This window comes from Microbacterium sp., assembly GCF_040394595.1.
GTDB lineage: Bacteria > Actinomycetota > Actinomycetes > Actinomycetales > Microbacteriaceae > Microbacterium.
On sequence record NZ_JBEBSA010000005.1, the window covers coordinates 52,138 to 77,237 of the forward strand.

Consider the following 25,100-nt stretch of genomic DNA (forward strand, 5'->3'; position numbering starts at 1 on the left):
CTCTTCTCGGTTCGGAATCTCTCAGCGGCGCCGTGACACGGCGTCGAGGGTCTCGCGGATCGCGGTGATCGCATCGGCGGTGGAGGGGAGAGCCGCCGTCTCCAGCGGCTTGGCGTAGGGCATCGGCACCTCGGCCATCGCGACGCGGCGCACCGGGGCGTCGAGCCAGTCGAACGCGCCGTCGGAGATCGTCGCGGCGATCTCCGCGCCGATCCCGTAGGTGAGCCAGTCGTCCTCCAGCACGACCGCGCAGTTCGTCTTCCTGACCGACGCGATGATCGTGTCCCGGTCCAGAGGGCGCAGGCTGCGCAGGTCGATCACCTCGACGTCGACCCCCTCGCGGGCGAGGGCGTCGGCCGCCTCGAGCGCGACGGCGGCCATGCGCGAATACGCGACGACGGTGACGTCCTGTCCCGTCCGTGCGACGTTCGCCCGCCCGATCTCGATCGGCGCGAGGTCGTCCGGGACCTCTCCCGTGGTGTTGTAGAGCGCGAGGTTCTCCAGCACCAGCACGGGGTCGTCGTCCCGGATCGCCGCGAGCATCAGCCCCTTCGCGTCGGCCGGGTTCGAGGGGGCGACCACCTTCATCCCGGGGACGAAGGCGTAGTAGAGCTCGACGTTCTGGGAGTGCGTCGCGCCGAGCTGCTGCCCGCCGCCGCCCGGGGTGCGAATGACCATGGGCACCCGTGCCTGGCCGCCGAACATGCCGTAGATCTTTGCGGCGTGGTTGACGATCTGGTCCAGTGCGAGCAGCGAGAAGTTGATCGTCATGATCTCCACCACCGGGCGCAGGCCCAGCATCGCGGCGCCGACCGCGGCGCCCGTGAACCCCTCCTCGGCGATCGGCGTGTCCTTGACGCGTCGCGGTCCGAATTCGTCGAGCATGCCCGCGGTGATCTTGTAGGAGCCCTCGAAGAGCCCGATCTCCTCACCGATGAGGAACACGTCCTCATCCCGCAGCATCTCGGCGCGCAGGGCGTCGTGCAGGGCCTGCCGGTAGCTGATGACGCTCATGCCCGCACCCCTGCGGGCTCGGCGGCGGGCCTCGGCGCGGCCGGGAAGAGCGCCTCGCCCGGGAGTCTCCGGGAGTCGTTGGGCACCGGCGTCGCATAGGTGTGGTCGAAGAGGGTGGACGGGTCGGGATGGGGACTCGCCTCGGCGAAGGCGACCGCCCCGGCGACGGCCCCCAGCGCCTCGGCGTCGATCTCGGCGATGAGCTCATCGGTGAGCAGCCCCGTCTCGTGGAGCCGCACGGCGAACGCGGCCACCGGATCGGACGCTTTGAGACGCTCCGCCTCCTCCCGGCTGCGATAGCGGGCGGGGTCGACGACCGAGTGCCCCTTGAGGCGCCCGGACATCGTCTCGAGCAGATAGGGGCGTCCGGTCCGCGCGCTCTCGAGGGCTTCCAGCGCCGCATCACGGACGGCGGCGGGGTCGTTGCCGTCGACGCGGGCGGCGAGCATCCGGTACGCGGCGGCCCGGCGGTGCAGCTCCGGCTCCGCCGACGACTGCTCCACGGTGGTGCCCATCCCGAGGCCGTTGTTGACGACGACGTAGACGATCGGCAGGTTCCAGAGCGCGGCGAGGTTGAGCGACTCGTGGAAGGCGCCGATGTTCGTGGTCCCGTCGCCCATCAGGCAGACCACCGCCTCGGACCCGCCGCGGTACTGGATCGCGAGGGCGGCTCCGGTCGCCAGCGGCAGCTGGCCCCCGACGATCCCGTATCCGCCCATGAAGCGGGCGGCGATGTCGAACATGTGCATCGAGCCGCCCCATCCCTTCGAGACGCCGTCCGAGCGTCCGTAGAGCTCGGCCATGATGCGTTCGGGGGCGATCCCGCGGGCCAGGGCGTAGCCGTGCTCCCGGTAGTTCGTGAAGACGTAGTCGTCGGGGCGCAGGGCGGCCATGAGCCCGGCGACGGTCGCCTCCTCGCCGAGGTTGAGGTGGCAGTATCCGCCGATCCTGGCCTCGGTGTAGGCGCGCGCCGCCCGCTCCTCGAACCGCCGGATGAAGACCATCTGACGGTAGAAGTCGAGCAGCCCGTCCGTCGGGGGAATCGCCGGGGTCGCCGGTCCGGTCCTGCGCGCCGGACGCTTCCTGTCTGTCGAGGGCATGTGATGTTCCTTCTCGCCGAACCGCAATTAATGATACAAAAACCGTATCATTATAGAATGGGGTGGAACGAGGAGGACGCATGACGGATGCGGGGCAGGGCGCCCCCGGTGCGCGCAAGCGCGGCCGGCCGACCGAGAGTGAGCGCGCGCAGCGCCGCGACGACATCCTCGACGCGGCGGTGCGGCTGCTCATCGCCGACGGATACCCCCAGGTGACGCTCGACGACATCCGCGCCGAGGCGCATGTGACCAAGAGGACCATCTACGCGTACTTCGGCGACCGCGCCGAGATCTTCCTCGCCGCCGTCGAGCGGCTGCGCGACCGCACGCTCACGCGACCGGACGAGGGGGACGGGCTCGAGCAGCTGGCGTCGAAGATCGTCTTCGCACTGCACTCCGACGAGGCGATCGGACTGCACCGGCTGATGATCGCCGAGGCGCGCACGTTCCCGCAGCTCGCCGCCGCGTTCTACCGCGACGGTCCGGAGAGCTACGTCGCCGCGCTCGACCTCCGCCTCCCCGCAGCGGATCCTCCGCGGGCCGAAGCCCTCTTCGCGCTGCTCCTCGGCGAATCGCACCGCCGGCGCCTGCTGGGGCTCGCCGAAGCGCCGACGCGCACGGAGGCCGCCGCCCTGGCCCGGGTCGCGCTCGACCTGCTTGGCGCGTGAGCGGCCGCCTCTAGCGGTGCCGCGCCCGCGCCACGATGATCCCGCGCTGCGAGGAGGGGAAGGCCTCGAGCATCGCTCGGAGCTCCGCCGCCGGCACGTCGGCGCCGAACGCCTCCGCGCCGGGCTCCAGCATGATCCCGGACGACAGCGGCCCGGCGACCACCGGGTCGAAGCCGAGGGCGTCGACGATCTCCGTGACGGCGGCCAGATCGCGGGGGTCGTCGCCCGCGATCGCGATCGCCTTGCGCCCTTCCGCGCCCGGCGGGCGGGCCTCGTCCTCGAGCTCGTGATAGCCCATGTGGTTGAAGGCCTTGACCACGCGGGACCCGGAGAGGAGCCGCTGCACCGTCTCGCTCGTCGAGGTGTGCGGATCGTCGAGGTCGGGGCGGATCCCGTCGGCGCCCCACCAGTAGTTCATCGCGTCGAGCACGAGCCGCCCGCGCAGTCTCTCCGCGGGCAGGTCCGTGTGCCGCCCCAGGGGAAGGGCGAGCACCACCGCATCCGCCTCCGCGGCGTCCTCCGGGAGCACGGCGGTCGCCCCGATCGAGGCGACCGCACGGGCGATGGGCGCCGGGTCTCCCGAGCGGGCCACGAGCACCCGATAGCCGGCGGTGACCGCGAGGCGGGCGAGCACGGTCCCCAGGCGGCCGGCTCCGAGGATCCCGAGGGTCCGGATCGTCGGGGAGGGCTGCATCACGCCGCCATCGTATCCCTCCGATACCCCAGGGGGTATGCTGGGAGCCATGGCCACGACCGAGATCACCCTCGAGAACCTCGACACCACCATCCGCGAGAGCCCGATCGTGCTGCTGGACTTCTGGGCGGAGTGGTGCGGTCCGTGCCGCATGTTCGGGCCCGTCTTCGAGAAGGCCTCCGAGGAGCACGGCGACATCGTCTTCGGCAAGATCGACACCGAGGCGCAGCAACAGCTCGCCGCCGGCTTCGGGATCACGTCGATCCCCACGCTGATGGCCTTCCGTGACCAGATCCTCGTCTTCGCCCAGCCCGGCGCCCTCGGCGGCGCGCAGCTGGATCAGGTGATCGGCGCCGTCAAGGGGCTCGACATGGACGAGGTGCGGGCGAAGATCGCCGAGCAGGAGCGGGAGCAGCCGCAGGAGATCGTCTGATGACGGAGCGGGACGACGACGCCCGTCGGCGTCTCGTGAACCGGCTGAAGCGCGCGCGGGGTCAGCTCGACGCCGTCGTCGCCGCGGTCGAGGAGGACGCGTCGTGCCGCGACGTGCTGACCCAGCTCGCGGCGGTGACCCATGCGCTGAACCGGGCGGGGTTCGTGATCGTCGCGGAGGCGATGGAGGAGTGCATCGCCGCGCCCGACGCCGCAGAGACCCGTGACGGGCTCACCACCACGGAGCTCCAGAAACTCTTCCTCTCCTTCGCCTGAGCACAGAAAGCGTGTCCACCATGAGCCCCAGCGAGACCGTCGTCCTCCACGTCTCCGACGCTCCCGCCGACGTCGCGCGGGCCCTCGGGTCGGCGAGGACCCTGCGGGAGGCCGATCTGGCGCTGACCGTGCGGATCATCGTGAACGGTGCGGCGCTGGACGGCTTGGCATCGGGCGCGCACGGTGTGGAGATCCCTGGAGCGGAGTTCCCCGACGGCACGACCGTCGAGGCCTGTCGCATCGGGATGGGCAAGCGCGGGATTCCGGCCGACGCGCTCCGGCCGGGGGTCGGGATCGTCCCCGCGGCCGTCGTCGCGATCGTCGAGGCCCAGCAGAGCGGTGCCTCCTACGTGCGGATCTGATCCGTTCGTCCTCCCTCCCGGTTCCGGGAGCGGAGGACCGCCGCGGCCGTGAGGGACGTCCCGCGATCGGGATCGTCGAGAGCACGGACGAGCAGCGCTTCCGCCGCGGAGCCGGGGAGCTCGGTGAGGGCGGCGATCACTCTCCGCCGGGCATGCTCGTCCCCGGCCTCATACGCCTCGGCGAGCGCGTCCGCGATCGCCGATGAGGACCTGTGGTCGACGGCCAGCTCCGCCAGTACCTCGGCGGCCTCGACGTCGTCGGGACCGTCCGAGACGAGGGCGACAAGGGCGGGGATCGCCCCGTGGTCGCCGGTGCGTCCGCGAGCGAGGGTCGCCGGCGCCGCCACCCGGATGTCCGGGTGCCCGGCGGCGCGGGATAGCGCGTCCCGCGCGGTCGGGGTGCCGATCTTCCGGAGCGCCTCGACGGCGCGGAGCCGCCGGTCGGCGTCGGCGGAGGAGAGCGCCGACGCCAGGGCAGGCACGGCCTCGTCGCCGTTCTGGGCGAGCGCCCACTGGAGCGTGCCGGCGACGTTGACCTCCGGCTCGCTGAGCGCGGCCTCGACGAGCACCACGGCATCGCGGTCGTGGTCGGCGCCGAGGGCGGCGCGCTGGCGCTCGGCCGGGCTCGCGGCCTGCAGCCTTCGCATCAGACCGATCGTCCGCAGCACGTCCGGCCAGTCGGCGGGGCCGGTCGCCCGCACCTGCTCGAGTCTCGCGAGGAGCTGCTGCTCCTCCTGCAGTCGCCGGCGTGTCCGCTCCGTCAACCGCGCGACGAGGGCGCCGGCGTCGAACGCCTGTCCGTCCAGGGCCTCGCCGATCTCCCGGAGGCTGAGTCCGAGCGTCCGCAGCCCCTCCACGTGGAAGAGGCGGCGGAGGTCGGCATCGGCGTAGCGCCGGTATCCGCCTGCGGTGCGTCCGCTCGGCGAGACGAGCCCGATCCGGTCGTAGTGCCGCAGCATCCGGGTGCTGATCCCGGATGCCGCGGACACCTCGCCGATCAGCACCCGCCCTCCGGCGCGGAGGGCGCCCCGCGCAGTGCGACGGCCCTCCGTGCTTCGGCGAGCGCGGCGTCGAACCCCTCCTCGGGGTCGCTCATGAGGCGTGCGGTGGCCAGGGCGTGCGCGCGCACCTCGGGGTCGTCGTCGGCGGCGGCCGCGTCGACGGCCGGCAGAGCGACCGGGCCGAGATCGGCGAACGCCCGGCTCAGGCTCAGCCGCAGGTCCCGGTCGCCGCGTCCGAGCTGCGAGGCCAGCTGGGCGGCGAGCCAGGTCTCCCGGTCCGTGGGCACCAGGCCGGCGGCGGTGCGCCATGCGGCGCGCGCGGTCTCGTCGTCCGCGTCCCGCAGCAGCCCCGCGGTGATCGCCTCCCAGGCGCGGGGATCGCCGATCTTCGACAGGGTGTGCAGCGCCTGACTCCGCGCCTGGGGGGCACCGCCGTCGAGCTCGACGAGGAGCCGGTCGACGACCGTCACGTGATCGTGGCGCACCAGCGCCCAGGTGAGCATGTCCCGGACGAAGAAGTCCGGTTCGACAGCGCACCGTGCGATCAGGGCGTCGATCTGCTCGTCCGAGGGGCGGGTGCCCGCGGTGAGCGCCGCCTGCAGCCTCGTCGATGCGTCCGGCGCCCGCAGCGCACTGTCCAATCCTGTGATCATCCCGGTCATCTCGACCACCTCCGACACCCACATCACACCTTGTCACCATGTCAAGGTCAAGTCGAGCGCGGGATCATAGGATGGCCCGGATGCCGCAGATCAGCCACCTCGACCCCGTACTCGCCCCGGTCGCCCGCGCCTTCGAGCGGATGCTGGCCGACGGCCGCGAGCTCGGCGCCGAGCTCGCGGTGCTGAGGCGAGGGCGCCCGCTGCTCGTCATCTGCGGCGGGACGAAGGACGCCGCCGGCTCGCCCTGGGTCCCCGGAACGCTCGTCCAGGTGTTCTCGACCGGAAAGCCGATCGCGGCCGCGGCCGTCCTCGCCGCGGTCGCGGATGGCGCCATCGGGCTCGACACCCCCGTCGCCGAGGTATGGGCCGGATACCGCGACGACCCGGGACGGACCACGACGCTGCGCGATGTGCTCACCCATCGCGCCGGGAAGTTCGCCTTCTCCGCACGGGTCGCGGACCTGGCGACCGACGACGCACGCGCGCTGAGGGACGATCTCGCCGCTTCGGCGCCCGAGCATCCGGACGGCTTCGGATCCGTCGAGCACGCCTCGACGTACGGGCACCTGATCGATGGTGTGCTCGCCGCCGTCGGTGCGCTCTCCGTCGCAGACGCCGCGCCGCTCCTCGGCGACCTGGTCGGGGCGGTCTTCCGGTTCGGGGTGCCGGCGTCCGAGCTCGCCGCGGTCGCCGACCTCGAGGTGGTCGACGAGGGGTGGGTCGCCCCGTACCTGGCCTCTCCGACGGCGGTGCGGGCTCTCACCCGCCCCGCGGGTCTGCTCGATCCGGCGCTGCTGAACGGCGCCCGCTGGCGGAGGACGAGCTTCCCCGCGGTCGGCCTGCACACGGATGCGGTGTCGCTGGCCCGCTGGTACGACGACCTCGCGGCCTCGCTCGCGCCGGAGGGGAGGGGACGGCTGCGCACCCGCCTCGGGGAGCCGCTGCTCCGTGAGGCGGTGACCGGCGTCGGCGCCGCTCGTGACGGGTTCACGGGTGACGAGGCGGACTGGGCGCTCGGGATGCGCGTCGACGGAGGGGAGACCGGCATGGGTGGCCTGGGCGGCAGCGCGGCCTGGCACTCGCCCGGGCACGACTACAGCCTCGGTTTCGTGACCCGGGGCCTCGGCACGCATCAGCGGGTGGACGAGCTGGCCGACCTCGTGGAGGAGTGCCTGCCCTGAGAGGGCCTGTCTCCGGCGGGCTCAGGGCACCGTCCGGGCATCGGGGCCCGCGAACACGGGAAGGTCCGGAGCCAGAGCCTCGAGGCGCTCCCAGGACTCGAGGAACCGGGCCCGTACGCGGCTCGGCGGCCACGGGGACGGGCGCAGCTCGAGGGGCAGCAGCGGATCGGCGCGCAGCGCGTGGTCGAGGCCCTCGCTGAGACGAAGGGCCTGTGCGGTGACGGCGATCTCGTCGATGCCGGCCGGATCGGGGAGCGCGGCGATCGCGGCCTCGAGGGGACGGCAGGCCGCGAGGACCTCGTCCGCGGGCCAGAGCCGCTCCGCGATCGCCCGGTCGTCCGCGCAACCGGGCACGCGCAGCGCGTCCGTGGCAGCGGTGATGAGGCGCTCGGAGACCGTGGCCTCGGGGACGACGCGGGCCAGCTCCTCGTGCAGGTCGTGCGGTGTGACGTACAGCCCCGGCGCCAGGGCGGCCGCGCCCAGGGAGACCAGCAGGGCGCGCAGGCCGTCGCGCTCCGCCCGCTGCGACTCGGGGATCGAGAAGGCGTACAGCCGCCAGGAGCCGTCCCATCGGGCGAGGCCGCGGTCCTGCGCGAACGCGAAGTCCAGCAGACGCAGTGCCGCGCGCTCGTCCCGCGTGCCTTCCTCGGTGCGGACGAGGTGTCCGGCACGTCCCCGTCCGACCTGCCGGAGGAGGCCGGAGGCCTGCATCCGCCGGATCGTGAGACGCACCGTCTGCTCAGGCAGGCCGAGCGCCAGGCCGACGTCGTAGAGGGTGTCGAGCGGCGCGACGCCCTCAGCGCCGAAGCTCCCCTCGATCAGGGTGCGCGCCGAGACGGCGATCTCCTGCGTGCTCATGCCGTGGTCTCCTGCGCGGCCCCTTCGGAGCCCTCCCACGGGTATCCGTGCCGGAGGAACGCGGCGGCGATGGCCTTCCGACCGCCCTCCACGTCGTCGTCGAAGAGCACCCGCCCCTCCGGGGACTCGACGCGCACCTTCTGTCCGTGCCGATAGACCCCGGCGATCTGCCGCCGCTCGATCACCCGCTCGTCGTCGCCCTCGCGCACGACGATGCGCTCGTCGCCGATCGTCAGGATCGCGCTGTGGTAGGTGAGGAAGAAGGCGATCACCAGGCCGATCGCCCCCAGCACGACGGGACGCCCGACCACCATGATCGGCGCGTCGAAGGAGCCGAGGAACTTCAGCACGTCGAGGTAGGGGATCGGCCAGGTGCTGAGGTTCTGCAGCAGCCAGGGCAGGACGAGGCCCAGGCCGACGCCCGCGGCACCGCAGACGACCCAGACGAGAATCTTCGTGGCGACGTCCATCCTCAGCACCGTCTCGGTCTGCTCGCCGGTCATATGCGCTCCGTTCAGGAATCTCTAAATATCGTATGGACTACGATCGTATCATCAACGATAGAAATAACCGCGAGGAGACGCGATGACGAACGTGATGCCGTTGAGCGCGAGGGTCCCGGCCCCGGAGACGCTCCCGGAGCTGCCCGCCGACGTCGGGGGGACGTCGCTGACCTGGAGGCCCGCTACCAGGGCCGACCTCGACGGCATCCACGCTCTGGTCTCCGCGGCCGGGCTGGTGGACCACCCGCAGGACCTCATCGAGCGCGACGGGATCGAGGCGGGGTTCGATGCGGATCCGTTCGACCCCCGCACGGACACCGTGATCGGCTTCGCGGCGAACGGGGAGCCGATCGCCTACGCCGAGGCGCGCGCGGCGGACACGGCGGAGACGGAGGTGGAGGTGTCGCTCGACGGCGTCGTCCATCCCGGGTATCGCGGGCTGGGCATCGGCCGGGCGCTGCTCGCCTGGCAGGAGGCCCGGGGGCGACAGCTGCTCGCCTCCTCGGACTCCTCGTTGCCGGCGATGCTCTGCGTCGGCAGCCGCGAGGAGTGCACGGCGAACCTCGCCCTGTATGCCGCCGCCGGCTTCGCCCCGGTGCGCTGGTGGCTGACCCTCAAGAGGGATCTCTCCGCCCCGATCCCCGATCGGGCCCTTCCCGAGGGGCTCTCCGTCGTGCCGTTCACGGACCGGCTGTCCGAGGCGACGCGCATCGCCTTCAACGACGCGTTCCGCGACCACTGGGGATCGCAGCCCGTCTCCCGACGGGAGTGGGAGAAGAGCACGCGTCTCGGCGAGTTCTCCGCGGAGCTCTCGCGGCTCATCGTGACGGGCGCGGGAGACGGGAAGGATCCGCACCGGGTCGTCGCCTTCGCGTTGACGGAGATCAACGAGGGGGAGTGGGAGCCGAACGGCGGCCCGTTCGGCTATCTGGAGGGCATCGGGGTGATCCGCGAGCGTCGCGGTCAGGGGCTCTCGTCCGCGGTGATCGCGGAGGCGCTCCGCGGATACCGGGATCGGGGACTGGTCTCGGCGATCCTCGACGTCGACTCGGAGAACCCCAGCGGAGCGCTCGGCATGTACGAGCGGCTGGGCTTCCGCCCGACCGATCGCTCGGTCACCTACGCCAAGAGGTTCTGAACGGCCGGAGCGCGGGGCGCCGTCGTCTGGGGAGGCGACGGCGCCCCACGCCTATCCGAGCGTCCTGCGGACGGCGGGGATCCGCCAGGCCGCCGCGACGACGAGGACCATCGCCGCGCTCACCAGCACGGCGCCGCGGGCATCGGGCAGGTCGAGGAACAGCCCGCCGACGGCGGGTCCCGCCACGGCGCCGACATTCAGCGCCATGGTCGCGAACGCTCCGGCCATCGTGGGCGCCTCGGACTGCGCGGAGGCCACCACGCGCGCGATCAGCGTGCTGCCGAGTGCGAAGGAGAGGGCACCGAGGACCGGGGCCAGCACCCACACCGCGGCCGGGGCGCCGGCGCCGGCGGCGAGCAGCAGCCACCCGCCCAGCAATGCGGGCCCCGCCACGCCGATGAGACGCCGCCAGTGCCGGTCGGCGACCCGCCCCGCGAACGCGACGCCGAGGAACGCGCCGACGCCGAACACGGCGAGCAGCCCCGGCACGGCCTGCCGGGGGAGACCGGCGGGGCCGAGCGCGAGCGGCGCCAGGTAGGTGAAGGTGCAGAAGGTCGCCGCGTTCACCAGGGCGCCCAGCAGGAGCCAGCCGATCACCGGCCCGCGGCGCAGGGCGCCGAACTCCCGCCGCAGCCCGCTCGGGCCCGACAGGGCGGACGCCGCGGGGCGCGCCGGCACCATGAGCATGACGCCGAGGGCGGCCGGGACGCACAGCAGCGCGACGGCCCAGAGGGTCGCCCGCCAGCCGAGCAGCTCGCCGACGAGCGCTCCGCCCGGAACTCCGGCGATCAGGGCCAGCGTCGTTCCGCCCAGCACGACGGAGAGGCCTCGGGCCTGCCTCTCGGGCGGCACGATGCGCACGATGGTCGACATCGTCACGGCGAGGAAGCCCGCGTTGGCGATCGCGGCGGCGACGCGGGTGAGCAGCAGCACGGCGAACCCGTCCGCGAGGGCGCCGACGACGTGGGCGGCGATGAACAGCGCCAGGAACGCCGTCAACGACCAGCGCGGCGAGAACCGCCGGCTCAGCACCGCCATGGCGGGGGCGCCGAGGACCATCCCCGCCGCAAAGGCGGAGGTGAGCAGGCCGGTCCGTCCGAGCGGGACGCCCAGATCGGAGGAGATGCCGGGGAGAAGCCCGGCGAGCATGAACTCCGAGGTGCCCTGCGCGAAGACGGCGACGGCGAGGAGGAAGAGGACGATGGGCATGCGGATGCCTTCCGGAGACGTGGGTGGAGGGGAACGCGGACGTTCGGCACCACCGGCGGCCGGATGCGCGGAACCGTCGACTCAGGGCAGTTCGATCACTGCGCGGCTGGTCGCAAGGGCTCTTCTGAGGCGTCTCGGGCTACCGGAATGCCGGCAGCCCCCACCTGTCCGATTCGGGCAACACCACCCCGGGACACTATCAGACCGACGGATGCGGGGTGCCGCCCCGGGCGGAGATGCCTATGGTGGAGACATGGAGAGAACGATCGTGCTCGCGGCTTCCGCCCGCATCCCGCGCGGGAGCATGGTCGAGGTGATGCAGGCCGACGATGCCGACGGCGCAGTGATCGCCGTCACCGAGATCGGCACCGGCCGACGGCACGGTGATCCGGCTCCGGCATCGGGCTCGACCGTGGCGTGGCGGGCCCAGGTGCTCGACTGCCGGGCGTCCGGGAGCGGTGCGGGTCGATCGCAGACCACGCTGACGCTGGCGGCCGTCGATCCCGTCGTCGCTGCGGACGTCGCCCTGCGCGAGGCCGACGCGGCCGCGTCCGCGGCGAAGGCGGAGGCCGACCGCTGGGGAGGCGCGGACAAGAGGCCCGCCCCTCCGAAGGAGCGCTTCTGGTGAGCGGTCCGGACGGCTGGCGGATCGTCGAGGACGGCCCCGAGCGCCTCCGGCTGATCGAGAGGGCGGTCGAACGCGCCGTCTCGCGGCAGGCGGCCGCGGAGGGGCGGAGACTCGAGATCCCGGAGCTGGATCGCGGAGAGATCCGTGTGCACGAGGAACCGGCAGCGTCGCTGTGGCTGTTCCGCGATGGACCGCGGACCGTCCTGGGCGATGCCGAGGCGCCGGACGGCGGGTGGCTGTGGCAGGAGCTCAGCGCCCTCGCTCGGGAGGAGGGGTGGTCGGGAGAGCTGATGTTCGGCCAGCATCCCGGCGACGACCTGATGGCGGCGCTGGCGGCGGCGTCGCACCCGCAGCGCGTCGCCACCAAGATGCAGATCTCGGTGGCGTCCGTGACCGAGCCGGTGGGCGTGCGGCTGGAGCCGATGAACGACGAGGAGTACGCCGCCTATCGGGCTGCGTCCGACCTGGGATACGCGCAGGAGCGCTTCGCGAGCGGCGCCGCCGCCAGTCTCGACGAGGCGATCTCCCAGGCGGAGGAGGAGATGGCCCAGCTCCTCCCGGACGGGCCGGCGACGGCCGGTCATCGGCTGATGATCGTGCACGACGAGGACGGCCTCCGCCTCGGACTGCTGTGGGTCCACCTCGGCGACCAGCGCGGCTTCATCTACGACATCGAGATGGATGAGGGCGCGCGCGGCCGGGGAGCCGGGACGCAGAGCCTCCGTGCCGCCGCGGAGATGGTCCGGGAGGAGCGGCTGCCCGTCCTCGCACTGAACGTCTTCGGACACAACGACGGCGCTCGCCGCCTCTATGCGCGCGAGGGGTACCGCGAGACCGAGGTGCACTGGTCGGCGTCGTTCCCGCAGGCGTGAGCGGATCTGATGCGCACGCCGCCGGAGAGCCCCTCCGAGGATGACGTCCTGCAGATCGTCGGCACCCAGTGGGAGCCGAGGGCCGTCCGGGCCCGGTACCTGCCGGTCGGGTTCGGCGCGCATCATTGGCGGATCGACGACCCCGACGGCGCGGCGCTGTTCGCGACGCTCGACCTGCCCGCCGGATTCCGCACCGCGGAGTTGATCCTGTCGGCCTACCGCGGGGCCGTCGAACTCGCGGAGGAGGGCTTCACCGGCGTTGTCGCCCCGCTCCGCTCGCGCGGCGGGGAGTTCGTCGCGGCGGCGGCCGGAGGATGGCTGAGTGTCACCCCGTGGCTTGACGGGAGGTCGCCGGACGAGGCCGAGGCGTGCGCGCCTTCCCACGTCGAAAGGGTGGTGGCGCTGCTGCAGCAGCTGCACGCCTGTCCGCCGCCGCGGAGCGCGCCGGTGTGGTCTCCGCGCATCGCTCCGGGCCTCGCGCATCGGATGGGCGCTGAGCTCGCCGCGCCGTGGGGCGCGGGTCCGCTCGGCGAAGAGGCGCGACGGCTGCTCTCCGGCGTGGGGGACGAGCTCGCGACATGGGAGGCCCGCTATCACGGGCTGGCGGCGCAGGCCCGCCGTCAGCGCGACCGATGGGTGCCGACCCACGGCGAGCCGCATCACGCGAACCAGTTCCTCGACGCGAGCGGCCTGCGCCTGGTCGACTGGGAGACGCTCGCCGTCGCCCCGCCCGAGCGCGATCTCCGCGACCTCCCCGCGGAGGCCCGTACCGCCCTCTTCGTCGACGAGGAGATGATCGCGCTCTTCGACCTGGAGTGGCGGCTGATGGAGATCGAGGTGTATGCGCACTGGTTCCGTGCGCCGCACGCGGGCTCCGAGGACGACGTGATCGCCCTGGAAGGGCTGCGCGAGGAGATCGCGGAGGGGCGGGCGGACTCGGGCTGATCAGGGCTCGCTGTTGAAGCCGACCCATTCCTCCCACGTGAGGGCGGCCCCGCGCTGGACGGCGGCGCCGACGGCGATTTGTCGGAGGCCCGCGAGGTAGAGGTCGAGTTGCCGCAGGTGCAGCCCCGTCGCATCCGCGGGCGCGATCGCCAGATGGGGCCGCAGGTGCGCGATCGCCATCATGACGTCTCCGGCGGTGTAGTCCGAGGGCACGAGACCGCGCGCGCGGTCGACGGCGATGAGCGTCTCGAGCGCGCCGCGCAGCCGGTCCGCGGCCTCGTCGATGTCGGGGGTCGTCGGGAGGCGCCGGCCGAACGTCGTCGCCAGGGGGCTCGCCGCCTCCTCCAGATGCCTCGTGAGGAAGCGGGCGACCGTGGACTCCGGACGCTCGTCGACGACCTCGCGGGCGATCCGGATCACGTCCTCCAGGGCGAGCAGCCGCAGCGCGTGGACTAGCTCGTCCTTCGAGCCGTAGCGGCGGTACACCGAAGCGACGCCCACGCCCGCCCTCTTGGCGATCGCGGAGGTGGGAGCGTCGAAGCCCTGCTCGGCGAAGACGTCTCGGGCGGCCTCGAGCACCGCGCGGTCGTTCGCGCGGGCCTCCTTGGCGCGCCCCCGATCGGCGGCGGGCTGGCTGACGGACTCCACGTCCCCAGGGTAGCGCCGCGAAGGTGGGAGGCGTAGATTGATCGGAACGGAATCATCCGTTCCGATCAAGAAAGGCCTCCATGACCTCTCCCGTGCCCGTCGCGGTGCCGTCGATCCGCCGCCACCGCGGCTTCCTTCCCGCTCTGCTGTGCGCCGTGCTCTCGTACTCCCTGATGCAGACCCTGCTCGTGCCGGCGCTGCCCGCCCTCGTCGAGGGACTCGGCCTCGACGCGACGGGTGGCGGCTGGGTGCTCACCTCCTACCTGGTCAGCGGTGCGATCGCCGCCCCGATCCTCGGTGCCCTCGGCGACCGTTTCGGGCACCGGAGGCTGCTTCTCGTCTCGATGGTCGCCTTCGTCGCGGGCAGCGTGCTCTGCATCGTCGGAGGCGCCTATCCGCTGCTCCTGCTCGGCCGCGTGCTGCAGGGAGCCTCGACGGCGTCCTTCCCGCTCGCCCTCGCCATCGTGCGACGGCACCTCCCCGCCGAGGAACAGCCCTCCGCCGTCGGATGGCTCAGCGGCACCCTCGGCCTGGGGGCCGGGGCGGCCCTCGTGATCGGCGGGTTCATCGCCGAGACCCTCAGCTGGCCGTGGCTCTTCGTCGTCGGCGCCGTGCTCGGCGTCCTGAGCATCGTGCTCGTCGCGACCCGCGTGCCGCGCTCCGTCCGCGTCGAGGGGGCGGGCGGCCTCGACGGGGCGGGTGCGATGCTGCTGGCGATCGGCCTGCTCTCCCTCCTCGTCTCCGTCGCCCAGGGATCGGCCTGGGGATGGGCGAGCCCGGCGGTGCTGGGGCTCGCCGTGCTGGCGGTCGCCGCGTTCGTCGCCCTCTGGGCCGTGGAGAAGAGGGCTGCGCATCCGCTGGTCGACGTCCGTGTGCTCTCGAAGCCCGCGCTGGCGGCCGTCAACCTCCTCACCCTGCTGCTCGGCTTCATCCCCTATCTGTTCTACGTCGGGCTGCCCGTGCTCTTCCAGGCGGTGCCGCCGGAGGGGTTCGGGATGGACGTGGCGCAGACGGGCTTCGCGATGCTGCCCGGCGCGGTCCTGGTGTTCCTGGGCGGCCGGCTCGCCCCGATGCTGCTCGCGCACATGCCGGCGGCCGTGGTCGCGGTGCTGGCCCTGCTGGCGATGGCGATCGGCGGCGCCGGGGCGGCGCTGATCCCCGGATCGCTGGTCGCCGTCGTGATCTTCTTCTCCCTGGTCGGCCTCGGGAACGGGATCGGATTCGCCCTCGCCGCCGATCTGGTGTCACGGCTCGTGCCTCGCGACGAGATCGCGGCGGCGGTGGGCGTGAACGGCGTGCTGCGCACGGTCGGATCCGCCTTCGGCACTCCGCTCACGATGCTCGTCCTCGCCGGGGCGGCGTCGGAGTCGCGCTTCATGCTGCTGTTCGCTCTCGCCGCTGTCGTGTCGGTCGCCGGGGTCGTGCTCGGAGCGACTGTGCGCGTGCCACGGTAGCGGGCGGGGGTGAGGACGCCCCGCCCGCCACCGGGTCAGCCGGTCACGACGGTGACGCGGCCGGTGCGGAGCCTGCGCGCGGCGGTGAGCACCGCGCCGAGGCTCGCGCCGAGCACCGAGGCGTCCCGTCCGGCGACCCAGCGCGGGCCGTCCGGCGTCCGGTACTCGAGCAGCGTCAAGGCGTCCGAGTGGTTCCCGGTGCCGACGCTGGTCTGATGGAGGGAGAGTATCTCGATGGGAGCGTCCTCTCCGAGGGCGTGCGCGGACAGAGCCGATGCCAGCGCCTCGACCGGCCCGACGCCGCGGTGATCCGCGATGCGCGGTTCTCCGTCGATCCGCAGTTCGACGCGCGTGCCCGACTCGGACGCCGCGTAGCCGCGCAGTTCGACGCCTGCATCCGCCTCGATGAGATAGGCGTCGTGGAAGAGCTGCCAGACATCTGACGACGAGACCTCGTCGCCGGTCGCGTCGGTGTGCCGCTGCACCCGGCCCGCGAAGTCGATCTGCAGGCGACGGGGGAGCTCCACGCCGTACCCGCTCTCCAGCAGATGGGCGATCCCTCCCTTGCCCGACTGCGAGTTCACGCGGATCACGGCGTCGTAGCTGCGGCCGATGTCGGCGGGGTCGATGGGGAGGTACGGCACCTGCCACGCGATGTCGGCCTCGGCGCGCCCCTCCGCCGTCGCGCGAACGCGGTGCTCGGCGAAGCCCTTGCGGATCGCATCCTGATGCGTGCCGCTGAACGCGGTGTGCACGAGGTCGCCGACGTAGGGATGCCGAGGATGCACGTCGATCCGGTTGGCGTGCTCGACCGTGCGTCGGATCTCGTCGATGTCGGAGAAGTCGATCATCGGATCGATGCCCTGTGCATGGAGGTTCAGGGCGAGCGTGGCGATGTCCACGTTCCCGGTGCGCTCTCCGTTGCCGAAGATGCAGCCCTCCACGCGCTGAGCCCCGGCGAGCACGGCCAGCTCGGCGCAGGCGACGCCGGTGCCGCGGTCGTTGTGCGGATGCACCGAGAGGATCACCGCCCGGCGCCGGGCGAGATTCCGGTGCATGTACTCGATCTGGTCGGCGTAGACGTTCGGAGTGGCGATCTCGACGGTCGCGGGGAGGTTGACGATCACCGGCCGATCGGGGGAGGCGTCCCAGAGCGAGGTCATCGCATCGCAGATCTCCAGGGCGTACTCCGGCTCGGTCTGGTTGAACACCTCGGGCGAGAACTCGAACCGCACGTTCGGAAGGTCGCCGGCGGCGCGGAGCACGTCGCGGCCGCCCGCCAGGATCAGTTCGGTCAGCGCCGGACGATCGCGGCCGAGCACGAGATCGCGCCAGATCGGCGCGGTGGCCGTGTACATGTGGATGACGACGGGATTGCGGATGCCGCGGATCGACTCGACGGTGCGCGAGATCAGGTCGTCGCGGGCCGGAGTGAAGACCACGATCGTCACGTCGTCCGGTGCGATGTCGGTGTCCGCGATGAGGCGCACGAAGTCGTAGTCGGTCTGCGAGGCGGACGGGTACCCGACCTCGATCTCCTTGTAGCCCATCGCCACCATGAGCTCGAAGAAGCGCCGTTTGCGCGCCGGGTCCATCGGCTCTGCGAGCGCCTGGTTGCCGTCGCGGAGGTCGACGGGCACCCAGAGCGGTGCGGCCGTGAGCCGCTGCGAGGGCCATCGGCGCTCCTCGACGGGGACATCGACGCGGGAGTGGACGTCGCGATAGCGGTGCGACGGCATCTGTGACGCGCGCTGGCGGTTCCAGGGCGGCGCGTCGGCGGGAACGGGGCCCGCCGGGGTGGACAGGGTGGGGAATGCGGTCATGGTCGTTCTTCTCCTGATTCGGTTCTGCGACCGGCTCCCGCGCGCCGTCGCGCGCTGTCCCCACAGCGGGGAGCCGGTCGTGCTAGGCCCCGCCGTGGCGGATAAGGAGGAGAAGACCCTGGGGAAGCATGGCTAGACTGTAACACAACTCCTCAGACAAGCAGAGAGATCATCTATGGCACAGGTCATCCGCGAGACACTCGCAGACAGGGCGGCGCAGCTGCTGCTCGATCGCATCCGCTCCGGGGAATGGGCGCTCGGGGAGAAGCTCCCGGGAGAGACGACGCTCGCCCCGCAGCTCGGGGTCGGCAGGTCGACGGTGCGGGAGGCGATCCGTCAGCTCGCCGGCCGCGGCGTGCTGGTGACGCGGCAGGGAGCCGGCGTGTTCGTGGCCTCCCTCGACGTGCGGGACGACTGGGACGAGGTGCTGCGCCGCGCCGACATCCTCGCGGTGATCGAGACGCGCACGGCGATCGAGAGCGAAGCGGCCGCGCTGGCCGCCGCGCGGCGGACGCCGGCGGATGTCCGTGCGATCCGCAAGGCCCTCGCCGAGCGCGACCTCTCCCGCCCGGGTGGGGAGCAGCCCCGTTCGCTGATCGAGGGCCACGTCGACGCCGACCTCCGCTTCCACCGCGCCGTCGTGTCCGCCGCACACAACCCGGTGCTGCAGGAGCTGTTCGACGCCCTCACCCCGCGGCTCCGCCAGACCATGGTCGACATGCTGCGGATCCGGGGCGCCTACGGAGACGACGCCGATCACGACGCGCACGTCCGGCTCGCCGATGCGGTGGCGGGCAGGGATGCGGCGGCGGCGGCCGCGCTCAGCCGAGGGCATCTCGCCGGAGTCGCGGAGGGGCTGGCATGAGCGCGGTGAACGCGGTGGCCGATGCGGCCGTGCTCGATCTGCGGGGCGTGCACTTCCGGCGCAACGGCCGGCCGATCCTCCACGACGTGTCGTTCACCGTGCGGGCGGGGGAGCGGTGGGCGCTGCTCGGGCCGAACGGCGCAGGCAAGAGCACGATCCTCGGCTTCTGCGGGGCGCAGACCCATCCCTCCGGGGGCACCGTGGACGTTCTCGGCCACCGGATCGGCCGGGTCGACCTGCAGGCCCTCCGGCAGCGCATCGGTCACGTCAATCCCCGGCACCCCCTCGGGTCGCCGCTGACTGCGACGCAGGTGGTGCTCACCGGACTGACCGGCACGATCGAGACCCCGATGCGCTGGGCGCCCTCGGACGAGGAGATCGCCCGGGCGCACGCGGTTCTCGATGAGGTGGGGCTGGTCGGCCGCCGCGAGGCGAGCTGGTTCACGATGTCGCAGGGGGAGCGGGGGCGCACGCTGATCGCGCGGTCCCTCGTCGCCGCCCCCGACCTCCTGCTCCTGGACGAGCCGACGACCGGGCTGGACGTCGCCGCGCGCGAGCAGTTCCTCGAGACCGTCGACGCCCTGGCGCAGCGCGATCCCGGACTGACGAGCATCCTGGTGACCCATCACCTGGAGGAGCTGCCGGAGACGACGACGCATGCGCTGGTCATCTCCGACGGTGCGATCATCGCCTCCGGAGAGGTCGACAGGGTGCTCACCGGCGAGACCATCTCCGAGGCGTTCGCCCACCCGATCGAGGTGGCGAAAGACCGCGGACGCTGGTCGGCCCGGGCGCTCCGGAGGGAGGCCGTCGGGGGATAGCGGGGCGGCGGCCGCGGGACAAGCGGGCGGCGGCGGGCCGTGCGTCCGCTCGCCGGCGAGGCCCTGCGCCGGCTGCCGGTCGGCTCCGACTACCGTCCCGGGCCGGTCGCCGGTCGCCGGTCGTATGGTCAGCGGAAGTCCCGGGAGCGGTGGGCCAGGCCGGTGCGCAGATCCTCGAACGCATCGGCGAGCACGTTCGCCACGCCCTCCGCGGATCTCTCCAGGATGCCGCGGACGATGAGCGCGGGGGAGTCGCGGGCGACGCGCCGGTATCGTCCCCAGACGCCGGCCGAGCAGATCACGTTGACGAGCCCGTGCTCGTCCTCGAGATTCAGAAAGGTGATGCCGCTCGCCGTCGCCGGTCGCTGCCGGTGGGTGACCAGCCCGGCGACCTCGATGCGGCGCCCGGTCTCATGCGTGCGCAGCTGGTCGGCGCTCAGCACACCGCGTTCGCGCAGCGTGCCGCGGAAGTGCGCCATCGGATGGTCGTCGATCGAGACGCCGGTGGCCCAGAGATCGGCCGCGAGGCGTTCGTAGCTGGTCTGGTCCGAGAACAGCGGAGGCTGCACGGCGATCGCGGTTCCGGGCAGATAGCGGGCGCGATCCTCCGCCGCGGAGCCGGCCAGCCAGATGGCCTCGCGTCGGCTCACCCCCAGGCAGTCGAACGCTCCGGCGGTGGCCAGCGCCTCGAGCTGGGCGGTCGTGGCATCCGTCCGGCGCACGAGATCGGGGAGGTCGCGGAAGGGACCGTCCTGCTCCCGCGCGGCCACGATCCTCTTCGCCATGGCCTCGCCGATGCCGCGGACACCGGCGAGGCCGAGCCGCACCGCGAACCGGCCGTCCCTCCGATGCGCGGCGGACTCGTCCGGAGCGGAGCGATCGAAGACGCCCGAGGGCGGCTGTTGAGGGGACAGGCAGGTGTCCGCTCCGGTGGCCGCCTCGCCGTCGGCGATCCTCTCGAGGGTCTCGGTCGCCCCGGAACGGTGCAGGTCGGGGCGGAGGACCTCCACCCCGTGCCGGCGGGCGTCGGAGGTCAGCGTCGACGCCGAGTAGAAGCCCATCGGCTGCGAACGGAGGAGCCCGGCGAGGAACGCCGCCGGATAGTGCAGCTTGAGCCAGGAGCTGGCGTACACGAGCAGAGCGAACGACAGCGAGTGCGACTCCGCGAAGCCGAAGTTCGAGAACGCCTGGATCTGGGCGTAGATGCGGTCGGCGGTCTCCTCGTCCAGACCATGGCGCCGCATCCCGGCGTACAGCGACTCGCGGATGCGGTCGATCTTCTCCAGCCCGCGCTTCGACCCCATCGCCCTCCGCAGCAGGTCGGCTTCATCGGCGGTGCAGTCTCCGAGCACCGAGGCCATCTGGATCAGCTGCTCCTGGAACACGGGGATCCCGAGCGTCCGCTCCAGCACCGGCTTCAGGTCCGGATGCGCGTAGGGGATCTCCTGCTGCTCGTCCGCGGGCTCGCCCCGGGCGGCACGCTCCCGGTTGGCCTTCGCGATCCGGTCCTTCTCGACCTTGCGTCGCACGAAGGGGTGCACGGCTCCGCCTTGGATCGGCCCCGGCCTGATCAGCGCGATCTGCACGGCGAGCTCGTAGAAACCGCGGGGCTGCAGGCGCGGGAGCAGTCCCATCTGCGCGCGCGACTCCACCTGGAACACCCCGATCGAATCGGCGCGGCAGAGCATGTCGTATACCGCGGGCTCCTCCTTCGGGATGGTGTCGAGCTGCCAGGTCTCGCCGGTGGCCTCCGCGATGAGGTCGAAGCAGTGTCGAAGCGCGGCCAGCATCCCGAGCCCCAGCAGATCGAACTTGACCAGTCCCATCCAGGCCGCGTCGTCCTTGTCCCATTGGATGACCGTGCGATTCGCCATGCGCGCATGCTCGACGGGGACGACCTCGCCGACGGGCCGCGCAGTGAGCACCATGCCGCCGGAGTGGATGCCGAGGTGCCGTGGGGCCTTCAGCAGCTCCTCGGCGTAGACGAGCACGTCCTCGGGGATGTCGTTCCCCTCCGCCGCCTCGATCCCCGCGCTCCAGCCGTCGACCTGCTTCGACCAGGCGTCCTGCTGGCCGGGGGAGTGCCCGAGGGCTCGGGCCATGTCGCGCACGGCGTTCTTCGGACGGTACTGGATGACGTTCGCCACCTGGGCGGCACGCCCTCGGCCGTACTCCCGGAACACCCACTGGATGATCTCCTCCCGGCGGCTGGAGTCGAAGTCCACGTCGATGTCCGGCTCCTCGTTGCGGGTGGTGGCGAGGAACCTCTCGAAGGGCAGTCGGTAGAGGAGGGGGTCGACGGCGGTGATGCCCAGCAGGTAGCAGACCGCGCTCGCGGCGGCCGAGCCGCGCCCCTGGCAGAGGATGCCCCTGTCACGGGCCTCGGTGACGATGCCGTGCACGATGAGGAAGTAGCCGGGGAAGTCCTTCTCCTCGATGACGTTCAGCTCCCGCTCGATGCGGGATCGACCCTTGTCGTCGAGCCGGGGGTACTTCACGGGCACGGCGGCCCATACCAGGTTCCGCAGATGCGTCATCGGCGGAATCCCGCCGGGGATGTCCAGCTGCGGCAGGTCGGGTTTGGCCCTCCGCAGCGGGAAGGCGCAGTCCTCGGCGATCCGCAGGCTCTGCGCGACGGCCCCGGGGTAGCGCCGGAAGCGCCGGGTCATCTCCTCACCGCTGCGCAGATGCGCGGCCCCGTGCGCCGGCAGCCAACCGTCGAGATCGTCCATGCTGCCGGTCGCGCGCACCGCGGCGACGGCTTCGGCCAGCCCGGCCCGCGTGGGCGCGGCGTAGTGCACGTTGTTGGTCGCGACCGTCGGCAGACGCAGCTCGGCGGCGAGCTCGGCGAGCGCGTCATTGCGGCCCGTGTCGAGCGGATCGCCGTGATCGATGAGCTCGACGGCGACCTGATCCGCGCCGAACAGGTCGATCAGGCGTCGCAGCGGCGTGCGTGCGTCGCCGCGGGCGAGGCCCCGTCGCACGGCGCCCTTCCTGCAGCCGGTGAGGATCGTCCAATGCCCTCCCGCGCCCGCGACGAGCTCGTCGATGTCATAGAGCGGACGTCCCTTCTCCCCGCCGCGCAGCTGGGCCTGCGTGATCGCCCAGGACAGCCGGTGGTATCCCTCCAGCCCGCGTGCGAGGACCAGCAGGTGCTCACCGGCAGGATCGGGGGCGCCGCTCCGCGCCGGGGTCGGGGCGAGATCCGACCAGCCGAGCGAGAGCTCCGCGCCGAACACGGTCTGCACCCGGGTGAGCTCCGCGGCCTCTGCGAAGCGCGCCGCGCCGTAGAAGCCGTCGTGGTCGGTGATCGCCAGAGCGGTGAGCCCCAGACGCTCGGCCTCGGCGAGCAGGTCGTCCGGAGAGGACGCCCCGTCGAGGAAGGAGTACGACGAGTGGGCGTGCAGCTCGGCATAGGGCACGGCGTCGTCGGGACGGAGGATCTTCGGCGGCTGCGCCGGGGCGCGGTGCCGGCTCAGCGGTCCGGGGTCTTCGCGGCGGAACGGGGGCTCGGACACGGGAGAGGTCGGGCCGCTGAGCGTGCGCTCCAGCTCGCTCCACGGCATACCGGGGTTGTGCCAGCCCATCAGCGGTACCTCCCTTCGGCATGCCACTCGCCGTCGGCGAGGCAGACGAGCCAGGCCCGCTGACGATCGTCGACGAGCTGGAAGCGCTGTCCGGTGCGGGCGCGGCCGGCGTCCCAGCGGTGCTCCTGCACCGGCCACGGCCCTGCCCAGCCGACCACGGCGGCGTCCTCCACGAACGCGGGAGGGGCGGAGAGCTCTCCGCGTTCATCGACCAGGACGGCCCGGGCGTCGGCGGAGCGCACCCGGATCGGCCGCGGCGGGTCGAAAACCTCGGCGGGGTGCGGCCCGGGCAGGCTCCCGGGCCAGGGGCGGGAGGGGTCGCGCGGCACGACCGGGCGCTCCCCCCAGGGGGTGAGCACCTGCCGGTCGGCCAGCCAGCGTCCCCCCGACACCGCGGCGGTGACCACTCCGCGATGACCGACGATGGTCTGCACCCGGGAGAGGGCGTGATGCAGGCGCTCATCGCTCGCCTGGCCGAACAGGGCGGGCTGATGGTGCGCGGCATCATCGATCGCGACCGGTGCGATGCGCACTCCGACGACGCCCCGGAAGTCGTGCGCGGCATCGTGCTCCCCCTCATCCGTCGAGGAATCGGCGGCGAGGGCCTCGAGCTGCCAGCGCACGCGGTCGACGATGTCCGCGCCCTCGAAGCAGGTCGGGTGCAGCCAACTGCGCGAGGAGACGCGGCCGTCGTCGTCGGTGAGGTCGATGCGCACCTCGGTGCAGACGGCGGAGACGTCGGCGAGTGCGAGCATCACGGCATCGGCGGTCCGACGCACGGCGAAGGCGACCTGGTCGGCCTGCCCGAGCGGCGTCTCGAACATCACCTCGCGGACCAGTTCCGGATCGGGGGGCCGTGGGGAGGGTGGCCGGGAGTCGGCACCCCGGGCGAGTGCGTGCAGACGGGCGCCGTGCTCGCCGAACCGATCGCGGACGGCCTCCTCGCCGAGGGCGGCGAACTCCCCGAGGGTGCGCACCCCGAGGCGCGCGAGCAGGCTGGTGAGCTCGTCGTCGCCGAAGGAGCTCACCGGGACAGGGGAGAGGAAGGCGGCGGATCCCCCTGCCGGAACGATCCGCCAGCGCGTGGTCTCCTTCTCCTCCGCCCCCTCCATCGGCCCGGAATGCGCCTCGGAGAGGGGAAGGGCGCCTCCCACCCCCTCGGCAGCCAGCTCCGCGGTGAAGGCGCCGTCCGCCACGCCGATCACGGCCTCGGGGTAGCCGGCGCCCGCGAGGATCGCGAGCAGGGCCTCCGCGGCCTCGGCCTCCCCGCCGTGATAGCGCGACAGCCCCCGCGAACGCAGCGCGGCGGCTCCCGGGCGCAGCAGGAGCACTCCGGGGGCGTGCTCCTCGATGAGGCGCAGCACGGGGATGAATGCCCGCTCGTCCTGCGCGGGATCGTGCGGGAGGATGCGCAGCATCGGCGCGCGGCCTTGTGCGAGCCGCCGCCGTTGACCGATGCGCACCCCCAAATCGCGCGCCGATGCCGTGCAGGCGGTGACGACGTTCTGCCGCACGAGGGCGGCGGGCGGGTGCGGCGGCGGGGTGCCGAGCGCCGCCCGCAGCGGCCAGTCGGGGAACCGCAGCACATGCATCCTCGTGGTCCCGTTCATCCCGCCTCCGCCCATCGTGCGGGAAGTGCGATGAGCCCTTCCTGCTCCGGTGCCTCCGCATCGCGGAGCGCTGCCGCCGGGGCCTGATCGACGCCGCCGCCCCGGCCGGGGAGCTGCACGCGGACGCTCTGAGGTCGAGGGCGCGTACGGGTCTGCGCCGTCACGGTGACGAGGCGGTCGGAGAGCAGCCCCCAGCCGGTGCCGATCCCCTCCCACTGCGGATCGTGGATGCTGATCAGTCCCTCCCCCTGCGGCCAGGAGGAGGTGGCGAGCACGGTGCTGCCCCGATCACGCAGCCGGGCGGCGAGCCGGGCCGCCTCGGCGTCGCGCGGAGGCGCGGAGGGGTGCACGGCGATGAGGGGCACGATCTCGGCCAGCGCGGACACGACGGCCAGCCAGCGCGGGCCGGGGTCCGGTACGAGCACGAGGCGGCTCAGATCGATCCCCGTCGCGGCGGCGGCCTCGATCCCGAGGTCCGGCATCCCGATCGCCGCGCACCACGATCCGCGATGCGAGGCGGCGCTCATCAGGGCGAAGACCAGACTGAGCGAGGGGGAGATCGAGTACACGGCGCCGGCGAGCAGGCCGCCGCCGGGGAGGACGGGCTCCAGCGCGGGCGGGACGGGCAGCAGCCTCTCCTCGCTGCGCCGCCGCTGCATCCGGCCGATCTCGCGGCGCAGCCGCAGCACCTCTCCCGCCCGTTCATCGGCGAGGGAGAGGGGCGAGAGCGTTCCGATCCCCATACATCC

Annotated in this window: 25 protein-coding genes; 12 read left to right on the top strand and 13 right to left on the bottom strand. The window is 72.6% G+C overall.

Going from position 1 to position 25,100, the window contains the following annotated elements; genetic code table 11:
* Positions 1–21: 21 nt before the first annotated feature.
* Positions 22–1,014 (bottom strand): alpha-ketoacid dehydrogenase subunit beta, encoded by a 993-nt coding sequence (locus tag ABWO84_RS08310; RefSeq protein WP_353114049.1) that lies wholly within the window; start codon positions 1,012–1,014, stop codon positions 22–24.
* Positions 1,011–2,114 carry a pyruvate dehydrogenase (acetyl-transferring) E1 component subunit alpha gene (gene pdhA, locus ABWO84_RS08315; protein ID WP_353114050.1) on the bottom strand — a complete coding sequence of 368 codons (1,104 nt, stop codon included), beginning with the start codon at positions 2,112–2,114 and terminating at the stop codon, positions 1,011–1,013. Before pdhA ends, ABWO84_RS08310 begins: the two co-directional genes overlap by 4 nt.
* An 80-nt stretch (positions 2,115–2,194) precedes the next feature.
* On the opposite strand from pdhA, the gene ABWO84_RS08320 reads away from it, so the two are divergent.
* Entirely contained in the window at positions 2,195–2,782 is a 588-nt protein-coding gene (locus ABWO84_RS08320) for a TetR/AcrR family transcriptional regulator (RefSeq protein ID WP_353114051.1), read from the top strand.
* 10 nt (positions 2,783–2,792) lie between these two features.
* Here the strand turns inward: ABWO84_RS08320 and ABWO84_RS08325 are convergent, their stop codons facing one another.
* On the bottom strand, positions 2,793–3,476 hold the full coding sequence (locus ABWO84_RS08325) for an NADPH-dependent F420 reductase (protein ID WP_353114137.1): 684 nt from the start codon (positions 3,474–3,476) through the stop codon (positions 2,793–2,795).
* 49 nt (positions 3,477–3,525) lie between these two features.
* Between ABWO84_RS08325 and trxA the strand changes: the two genes are divergently transcribed.
* The 3 genes from trxA to ABWO84_RS08340 are packed head-to-tail and all read left to right on the top strand — an operon-like array spanning position 3,526 to position 4,546.
* Positions 3,526–3,909, top strand: coding sequence for a thioredoxin (gene trxA, locus ABWO84_RS08330; RefSeq protein ID WP_353114052.1), 384 nt, complete (start codon positions 3,526–3,528; stop codon positions 3,907–3,909).
* A complete protein-coding gene (locus ABWO84_RS08335; RefSeq protein ID WP_353114053.1) occupies positions 3,909–4,184 on the top strand; it encodes a metal-sensitive transcriptional regulator in 276 nt (91 codons plus the stop codon). The genes trxA and ABWO84_RS08335 overlap by 1 nt, the downstream gene beginning before the upstream one ends.
* A 20-nt stretch (positions 4,185–4,204) precedes the next feature.
* Positions 4,205–4,546 carry a DsrE family protein gene (locus ABWO84_RS08340; protein WP_353114054.1) on the top strand — a complete coding sequence of 114 codons (342 nt, stop codon included), beginning with the start codon at positions 4,205–4,207 and terminating at the stop codon, positions 4,544–4,546.
* On the opposite strand, the gene ABWO84_RS08345 is transcribed toward ABWO84_RS08340, so the two are convergent.
* Both ABWO84_RS08345 and ABWO84_RS08350 read right to left on the bottom strand, forming a co-directional pair.
* Positions 4,531–5,550, bottom strand: coding sequence for a MerR family DNA-binding transcriptional regulator (locus tag ABWO84_RS08345; RefSeq protein ID WP_353114055.1), 1,020 nt, complete (start codon positions 5,548–5,550; stop codon positions 4,531–4,533). The two genes, ABWO84_RS08340 and ABWO84_RS08345, sit on opposite strands and share 16 nt — an antisense overlap.
* Positions 5,544–6,209, bottom strand: coding sequence for a HEAT repeat domain-containing protein (locus tag ABWO84_RS08350; RefSeq protein ID WP_353114056.1), 666 nt, complete (start codon positions 6,207–6,209; stop codon positions 5,544–5,546). Before ABWO84_RS08350 ends, ABWO84_RS08345 begins: the two co-directional genes overlap by 7 nt.
* A gap of 80 nt (positions 6,210–6,289) precedes the next feature.
* Between ABWO84_RS08350 and ABWO84_RS08355 the strand changes: the two genes are divergently transcribed.
* A complete protein-coding gene (locus tag ABWO84_RS08355) occupies positions 6,290–7,390 on the top strand; it encodes a serine hydrolase domain-containing protein (protein WP_353114057.1) in 1,101 nt (366 codons plus the stop codon).
* A 21-nt stretch (positions 7,391–7,411) separates the two neighbouring features.
* On the opposite strand, the gene ABWO84_RS08360 is transcribed toward ABWO84_RS08355, so the two are convergent.
* Together ABWO84_RS08360 and ABWO84_RS08365 are read right to left on the bottom strand one after the other, a co-directional pair.
* Complete coding sequence (locus ABWO84_RS08360; RefSeq protein ID WP_353114058.1) at positions 7,412–8,248, bottom strand: PaaX family transcriptional regulator; 837 nt, start codon at positions 8,246–8,248, stop codon at positions 7,412–7,414.
* The gene (locus ABWO84_RS08365) at positions 8,245–8,751 is read right to left on the bottom strand and encodes a YqeB family protein (RefSeq protein WP_353114059.1); all 507 of its coding nucleotides are present in this window, start codon (positions 8,749–8,751) and stop codon (positions 8,245–8,247) included. Before ABWO84_RS08365 ends, ABWO84_RS08360 begins: the two co-directional genes overlap by 4 nt.
* Positions 8,752–8,833: 82 nt before the next feature.
* Between ABWO84_RS08365 and ABWO84_RS08370 the strand changes: the two genes are divergently transcribed.
* The gene (locus tag ABWO84_RS08370; RefSeq protein ID WP_353114060.1) at positions 8,834–9,889 is read left to right on the top strand and encodes a GNAT family N-acetyltransferase; all 1,056 of its coding nucleotides are present in this window, start codon (positions 8,834–8,836) and stop codon (positions 9,887–9,889) included.
* A 51-nt stretch (positions 9,890–9,940) separates the two neighbouring features.
* Here the strand turns inward: ABWO84_RS08370 and ABWO84_RS08375 are convergent, their stop codons facing one another.
* Positions 9,941–11,098 carry a Cmx/CmrA family chloramphenicol efflux MFS transporter gene (locus ABWO84_RS08375; RefSeq protein ID WP_353114061.1) on the bottom strand — a complete coding sequence of 386 codons (1,158 nt, stop codon included), beginning with the start codon at positions 11,096–11,098 and terminating at the stop codon, positions 9,941–9,943.
* Between the two features lie 253 nt (positions 11,099–11,351).
* On the opposite strand from ABWO84_RS08375, the gene ABWO84_RS08380 reads away from it, so the two are divergent.
* Genes ABWO84_RS08380 through ABWO84_RS08390 form a run of 3 tightly spaced genes read left to right on the top strand, consistent with a single transcriptional unit; the run spans position 11,352 to position 13,543 of the window.
* The gene (locus ABWO84_RS08380) at positions 11,352–11,726 is read left to right on the top strand and encodes a hypothetical protein (protein WP_353114062.1); all 375 of its coding nucleotides are present in this window, start codon (positions 11,352–11,354) and stop codon (positions 11,724–11,726) included.
* Positions 11,723–12,598 (top strand): GNAT family N-acetyltransferase, encoded by an 876-nt coding sequence (locus ABWO84_RS08385; protein ID WP_353114063.1) that lies wholly within the window; start codon positions 11,723–11,725, stop codon positions 12,596–12,598. The genes ABWO84_RS08380 and ABWO84_RS08385 overlap by 4 nt, the downstream gene beginning before the upstream one ends.
* A 9-nt stretch (positions 12,599–12,607) precedes the next feature.
* Entirely contained in the window at positions 12,608–13,543 is a 936-nt protein-coding gene (locus tag ABWO84_RS08390) for an aminoglycoside phosphotransferase/kinase family protein (protein WP_353114064.1), read from the top strand.
* Here the strand turns inward: ABWO84_RS08390 and ABWO84_RS08395 are convergent, their stop codons facing one another.
* Positions 13,544–14,191: a TetR/AcrR family transcriptional regulator gene (locus ABWO84_RS08395; protein ID WP_353114065.1), complete on the bottom strand. Its 648-nt coding sequence runs from the start codon at positions 14,189–14,191 to the stop codon at positions 13,544–13,546.
* An 80-nt stretch (positions 14,192–14,271) separates the two neighbouring features.
* Here ABWO84_RS08395 and ABWO84_RS08400 point away from each other — a divergent pair, with 80 nt between their 5' ends.
* Positions 14,272–15,645 (top strand): MFS transporter, encoded by a 1,374-nt coding sequence (locus tag ABWO84_RS08400; protein WP_353114066.1) that lies wholly within the window; start codon positions 14,272–14,274, stop codon positions 15,643–15,645.
* A gap of 35 nt (positions 15,646–15,680) precedes the next feature.
* Here the strand turns inward: ABWO84_RS08400 and ABWO84_RS08405 are convergent, their stop codons facing one another.
* Positions 15,681–17,468, bottom strand: a complete 1,788-nt coding sequence (locus ABWO84_RS08405) for a 2-isopropylmalate synthase (RefSeq protein ID WP_353114067.1) — start codon at positions 17,466–17,468, stop codon at positions 15,681–15,683.
* A 175-nt stretch (positions 17,469–17,643) separates the two neighbouring features.
* Between ABWO84_RS08405 and ABWO84_RS08410 the strand changes: the two genes are divergently transcribed.
* Together ABWO84_RS08410 and ABWO84_RS08415 are read left to right on the top strand one after the other, a co-directional pair.
* Positions 17,644–18,333, top strand: a complete 690-nt coding sequence (locus ABWO84_RS08410) for a FadR/GntR family transcriptional regulator (RefSeq protein ID WP_353114068.1) — start codon at positions 17,644–17,646, stop codon at positions 18,331–18,333.
* Complete coding sequence (locus ABWO84_RS08415; protein WP_353114069.1) at positions 18,330–19,154, top strand: ABC transporter ATP-binding protein; 825 nt, start codon at positions 18,330–18,332, stop codon at positions 19,152–19,154. The genes ABWO84_RS08410 and ABWO84_RS08415 overlap by 4 nt, the downstream gene beginning before the upstream one ends.
* A gap of 128 nt (positions 19,155–19,282) precedes the next feature.
* On the opposite strand, the gene ABWO84_RS08420 is transcribed toward ABWO84_RS08415, so the two are convergent.
* From ABWO84_RS08420 to imuA', 3 genes are read right to left on the bottom strand one after another with little or no spacing between them, the layout of a single operon-like run.
* The gene (locus ABWO84_RS08420; protein WP_353114070.1) at positions 19,283–22,741 is read right to left on the bottom strand and encodes an error-prone DNA polymerase; all 3,459 of its coding nucleotides are present in this window, start codon (positions 22,739–22,741) and stop codon (positions 19,283–19,285) included.
* Complete coding sequence (locus ABWO84_RS08425; protein ID WP_353114071.1) at positions 22,741–24,351, bottom strand: DNA polymerase Y family protein; 1,611 nt, start codon at positions 24,349–24,351, stop codon at positions 22,741–22,743. Before ABWO84_RS08425 ends, ABWO84_RS08420 begins: the two co-directional genes overlap by 1 nt.
* Entirely contained in the window at positions 24,348–25,094 is a 747-nt protein-coding gene (gene imuA', locus ABWO84_RS08430) for a DnaE2-dependent mutagenesis accessory factor ImuA' (protein ID WP_353114072.1), read from the bottom strand. Before imuA' ends, ABWO84_RS08425 begins: the two co-directional genes overlap by 4 nt.
* Between the last annotated feature and the right edge of the window lie 6 nt (positions 25,095–25,100).

Coding starts and splice junctions, on each gene's coding strand:
- ABWO84_RS08310 (WP_353114049.1), bottom strand. CDS start 1,014: ATGAGCGTCATCAGCTACCGGCAGGCCCTGCACGACGCCCTGCGCGCC.
- pdhA (WP_353114050.1), bottom strand. CDS start 2,114: ATGCCCTCGACAGACAGGAAGCGTCCGGCGCGCAGGACCGGACCGGCG.
- ABWO84_RS08320 (WP_353114051.1), top strand. CDS start 2,195: ATGACGGATGCGGGGCAGGGCGCCCCCGGTGCGCGCAAGCGCGGCCGG.
- ABWO84_RS08325 (WP_353114137.1), bottom strand. CDS start 3,476: ATGCAGCCCTCCCCGACGATCCGGACCCTCGGGATCCTCGGAGCCGGC.
- trxA (WP_353114052.1), top strand. CDS start 3,526: ATGGCCACGACCGAGATCACCCTCGAGAACCTCGACACCACCATCCGC.
- ABWO84_RS08335 (WP_353114053.1), top strand. CDS start 3,909: ATGACGGAGCGGGACGACGACGCCCGTCGGCGTCTCGTGAACCGGCTG.
- ABWO84_RS08340 (WP_353114054.1), top strand. CDS start 4,205: ATGAGCCCCAGCGAGACCGTCGTCCTCCACGTCTCCGACGCTCCCGCC.
- ABWO84_RS08350 (WP_353114056.1), bottom strand. CDS start 6,209: ATGACCGGGATGATCACAGGATTGGACAGTGCGCTGCGGGCGCCGGAC.
- ABWO84_RS08355 (WP_353114057.1), top strand. CDS start 6,290: ATGCCGCAGATCAGCCACCTCGACCCCGTACTCGCCCCGGTCGCCCGC.
- ABWO84_RS08360 (WP_353114058.1), bottom strand. CDS start 8,248: ATGAGCACGCAGGAGATCGCCGTCTCGGCGCGCACCCTGATCGAGGGG.
- ABWO84_RS08365 (WP_353114059.1), bottom strand. CDS start 8,751: ATGACCGGCGAGCAGACCGAGACGGTGCTGAGGATGGACGTCGCCACG.
- ABWO84_RS08370 (WP_353114060.1), top strand. CDS start 8,834: ATGACGAACGTGATGCCGTTGAGCGCGAGGGTCCCGGCCCCGGAGACG.
- ABWO84_RS08375 (WP_353114061.1), bottom strand. CDS start 11,098: ATGCCCATCGTCCTCTTCCTCCTCGCCGTCGCCGTCTTCGCGCAGGGC.
- ABWO84_RS08380 (WP_353114062.1), top strand. CDS start 11,352: ATGGAGAGAACGATCGTGCTCGCGGCTTCCGCCCGCATCCCGCGCGGG.
- ABWO84_RS08390 (WP_353114064.1), top strand. CDS start 12,608: ATGCGCACGCCGCCGGAGAGCCCCTCCGAGGATGACGTCCTGCAGATC.
- ABWO84_RS08400 (WP_353114066.1), top strand. CDS start 14,272: ATGACCTCTCCCGTGCCCGTCGCGGTGCCGTCGATCCGCCGCCACCGC.
- ABWO84_RS08405 (WP_353114067.1), bottom strand. CDS start 17,468: ATGACCGCATTCCCCACCCTGTCCACCCCGGCGGGCCCCGTTCCCGCC.
- ABWO84_RS08410 (WP_353114068.1), top strand. CDS start 17,644: ATGGCACAGGTCATCCGCGAGACACTCGCAGACAGGGCGGCGCAGCTG.
- ABWO84_RS08415 (WP_353114069.1), top strand. CDS start 18,330: ATGAGCGCGGTGAACGCGGTGGCCGATGCGGCCGTGCTCGATCTGCGG.
- ABWO84_RS08420 (WP_353114070.1), bottom strand. CDS start 22,741: ATGGGCTGGCACAACCCCGGTATGCCGTGGAGCGAGCTGGAGCGCACG.
- ABWO84_RS08425 (WP_353114071.1), bottom strand. CDS start 24,351: ATGAACGGGACCACGAGGATGCATGTGCTGCGGTTCCCCGACTGGCCG.
- imuA' (WP_353114072.1), bottom strand. CDS start 25,094: ATGGGGATCGGAACGCTCTCGCCCCTCTCCCTCGCCGATGAACGGGCG.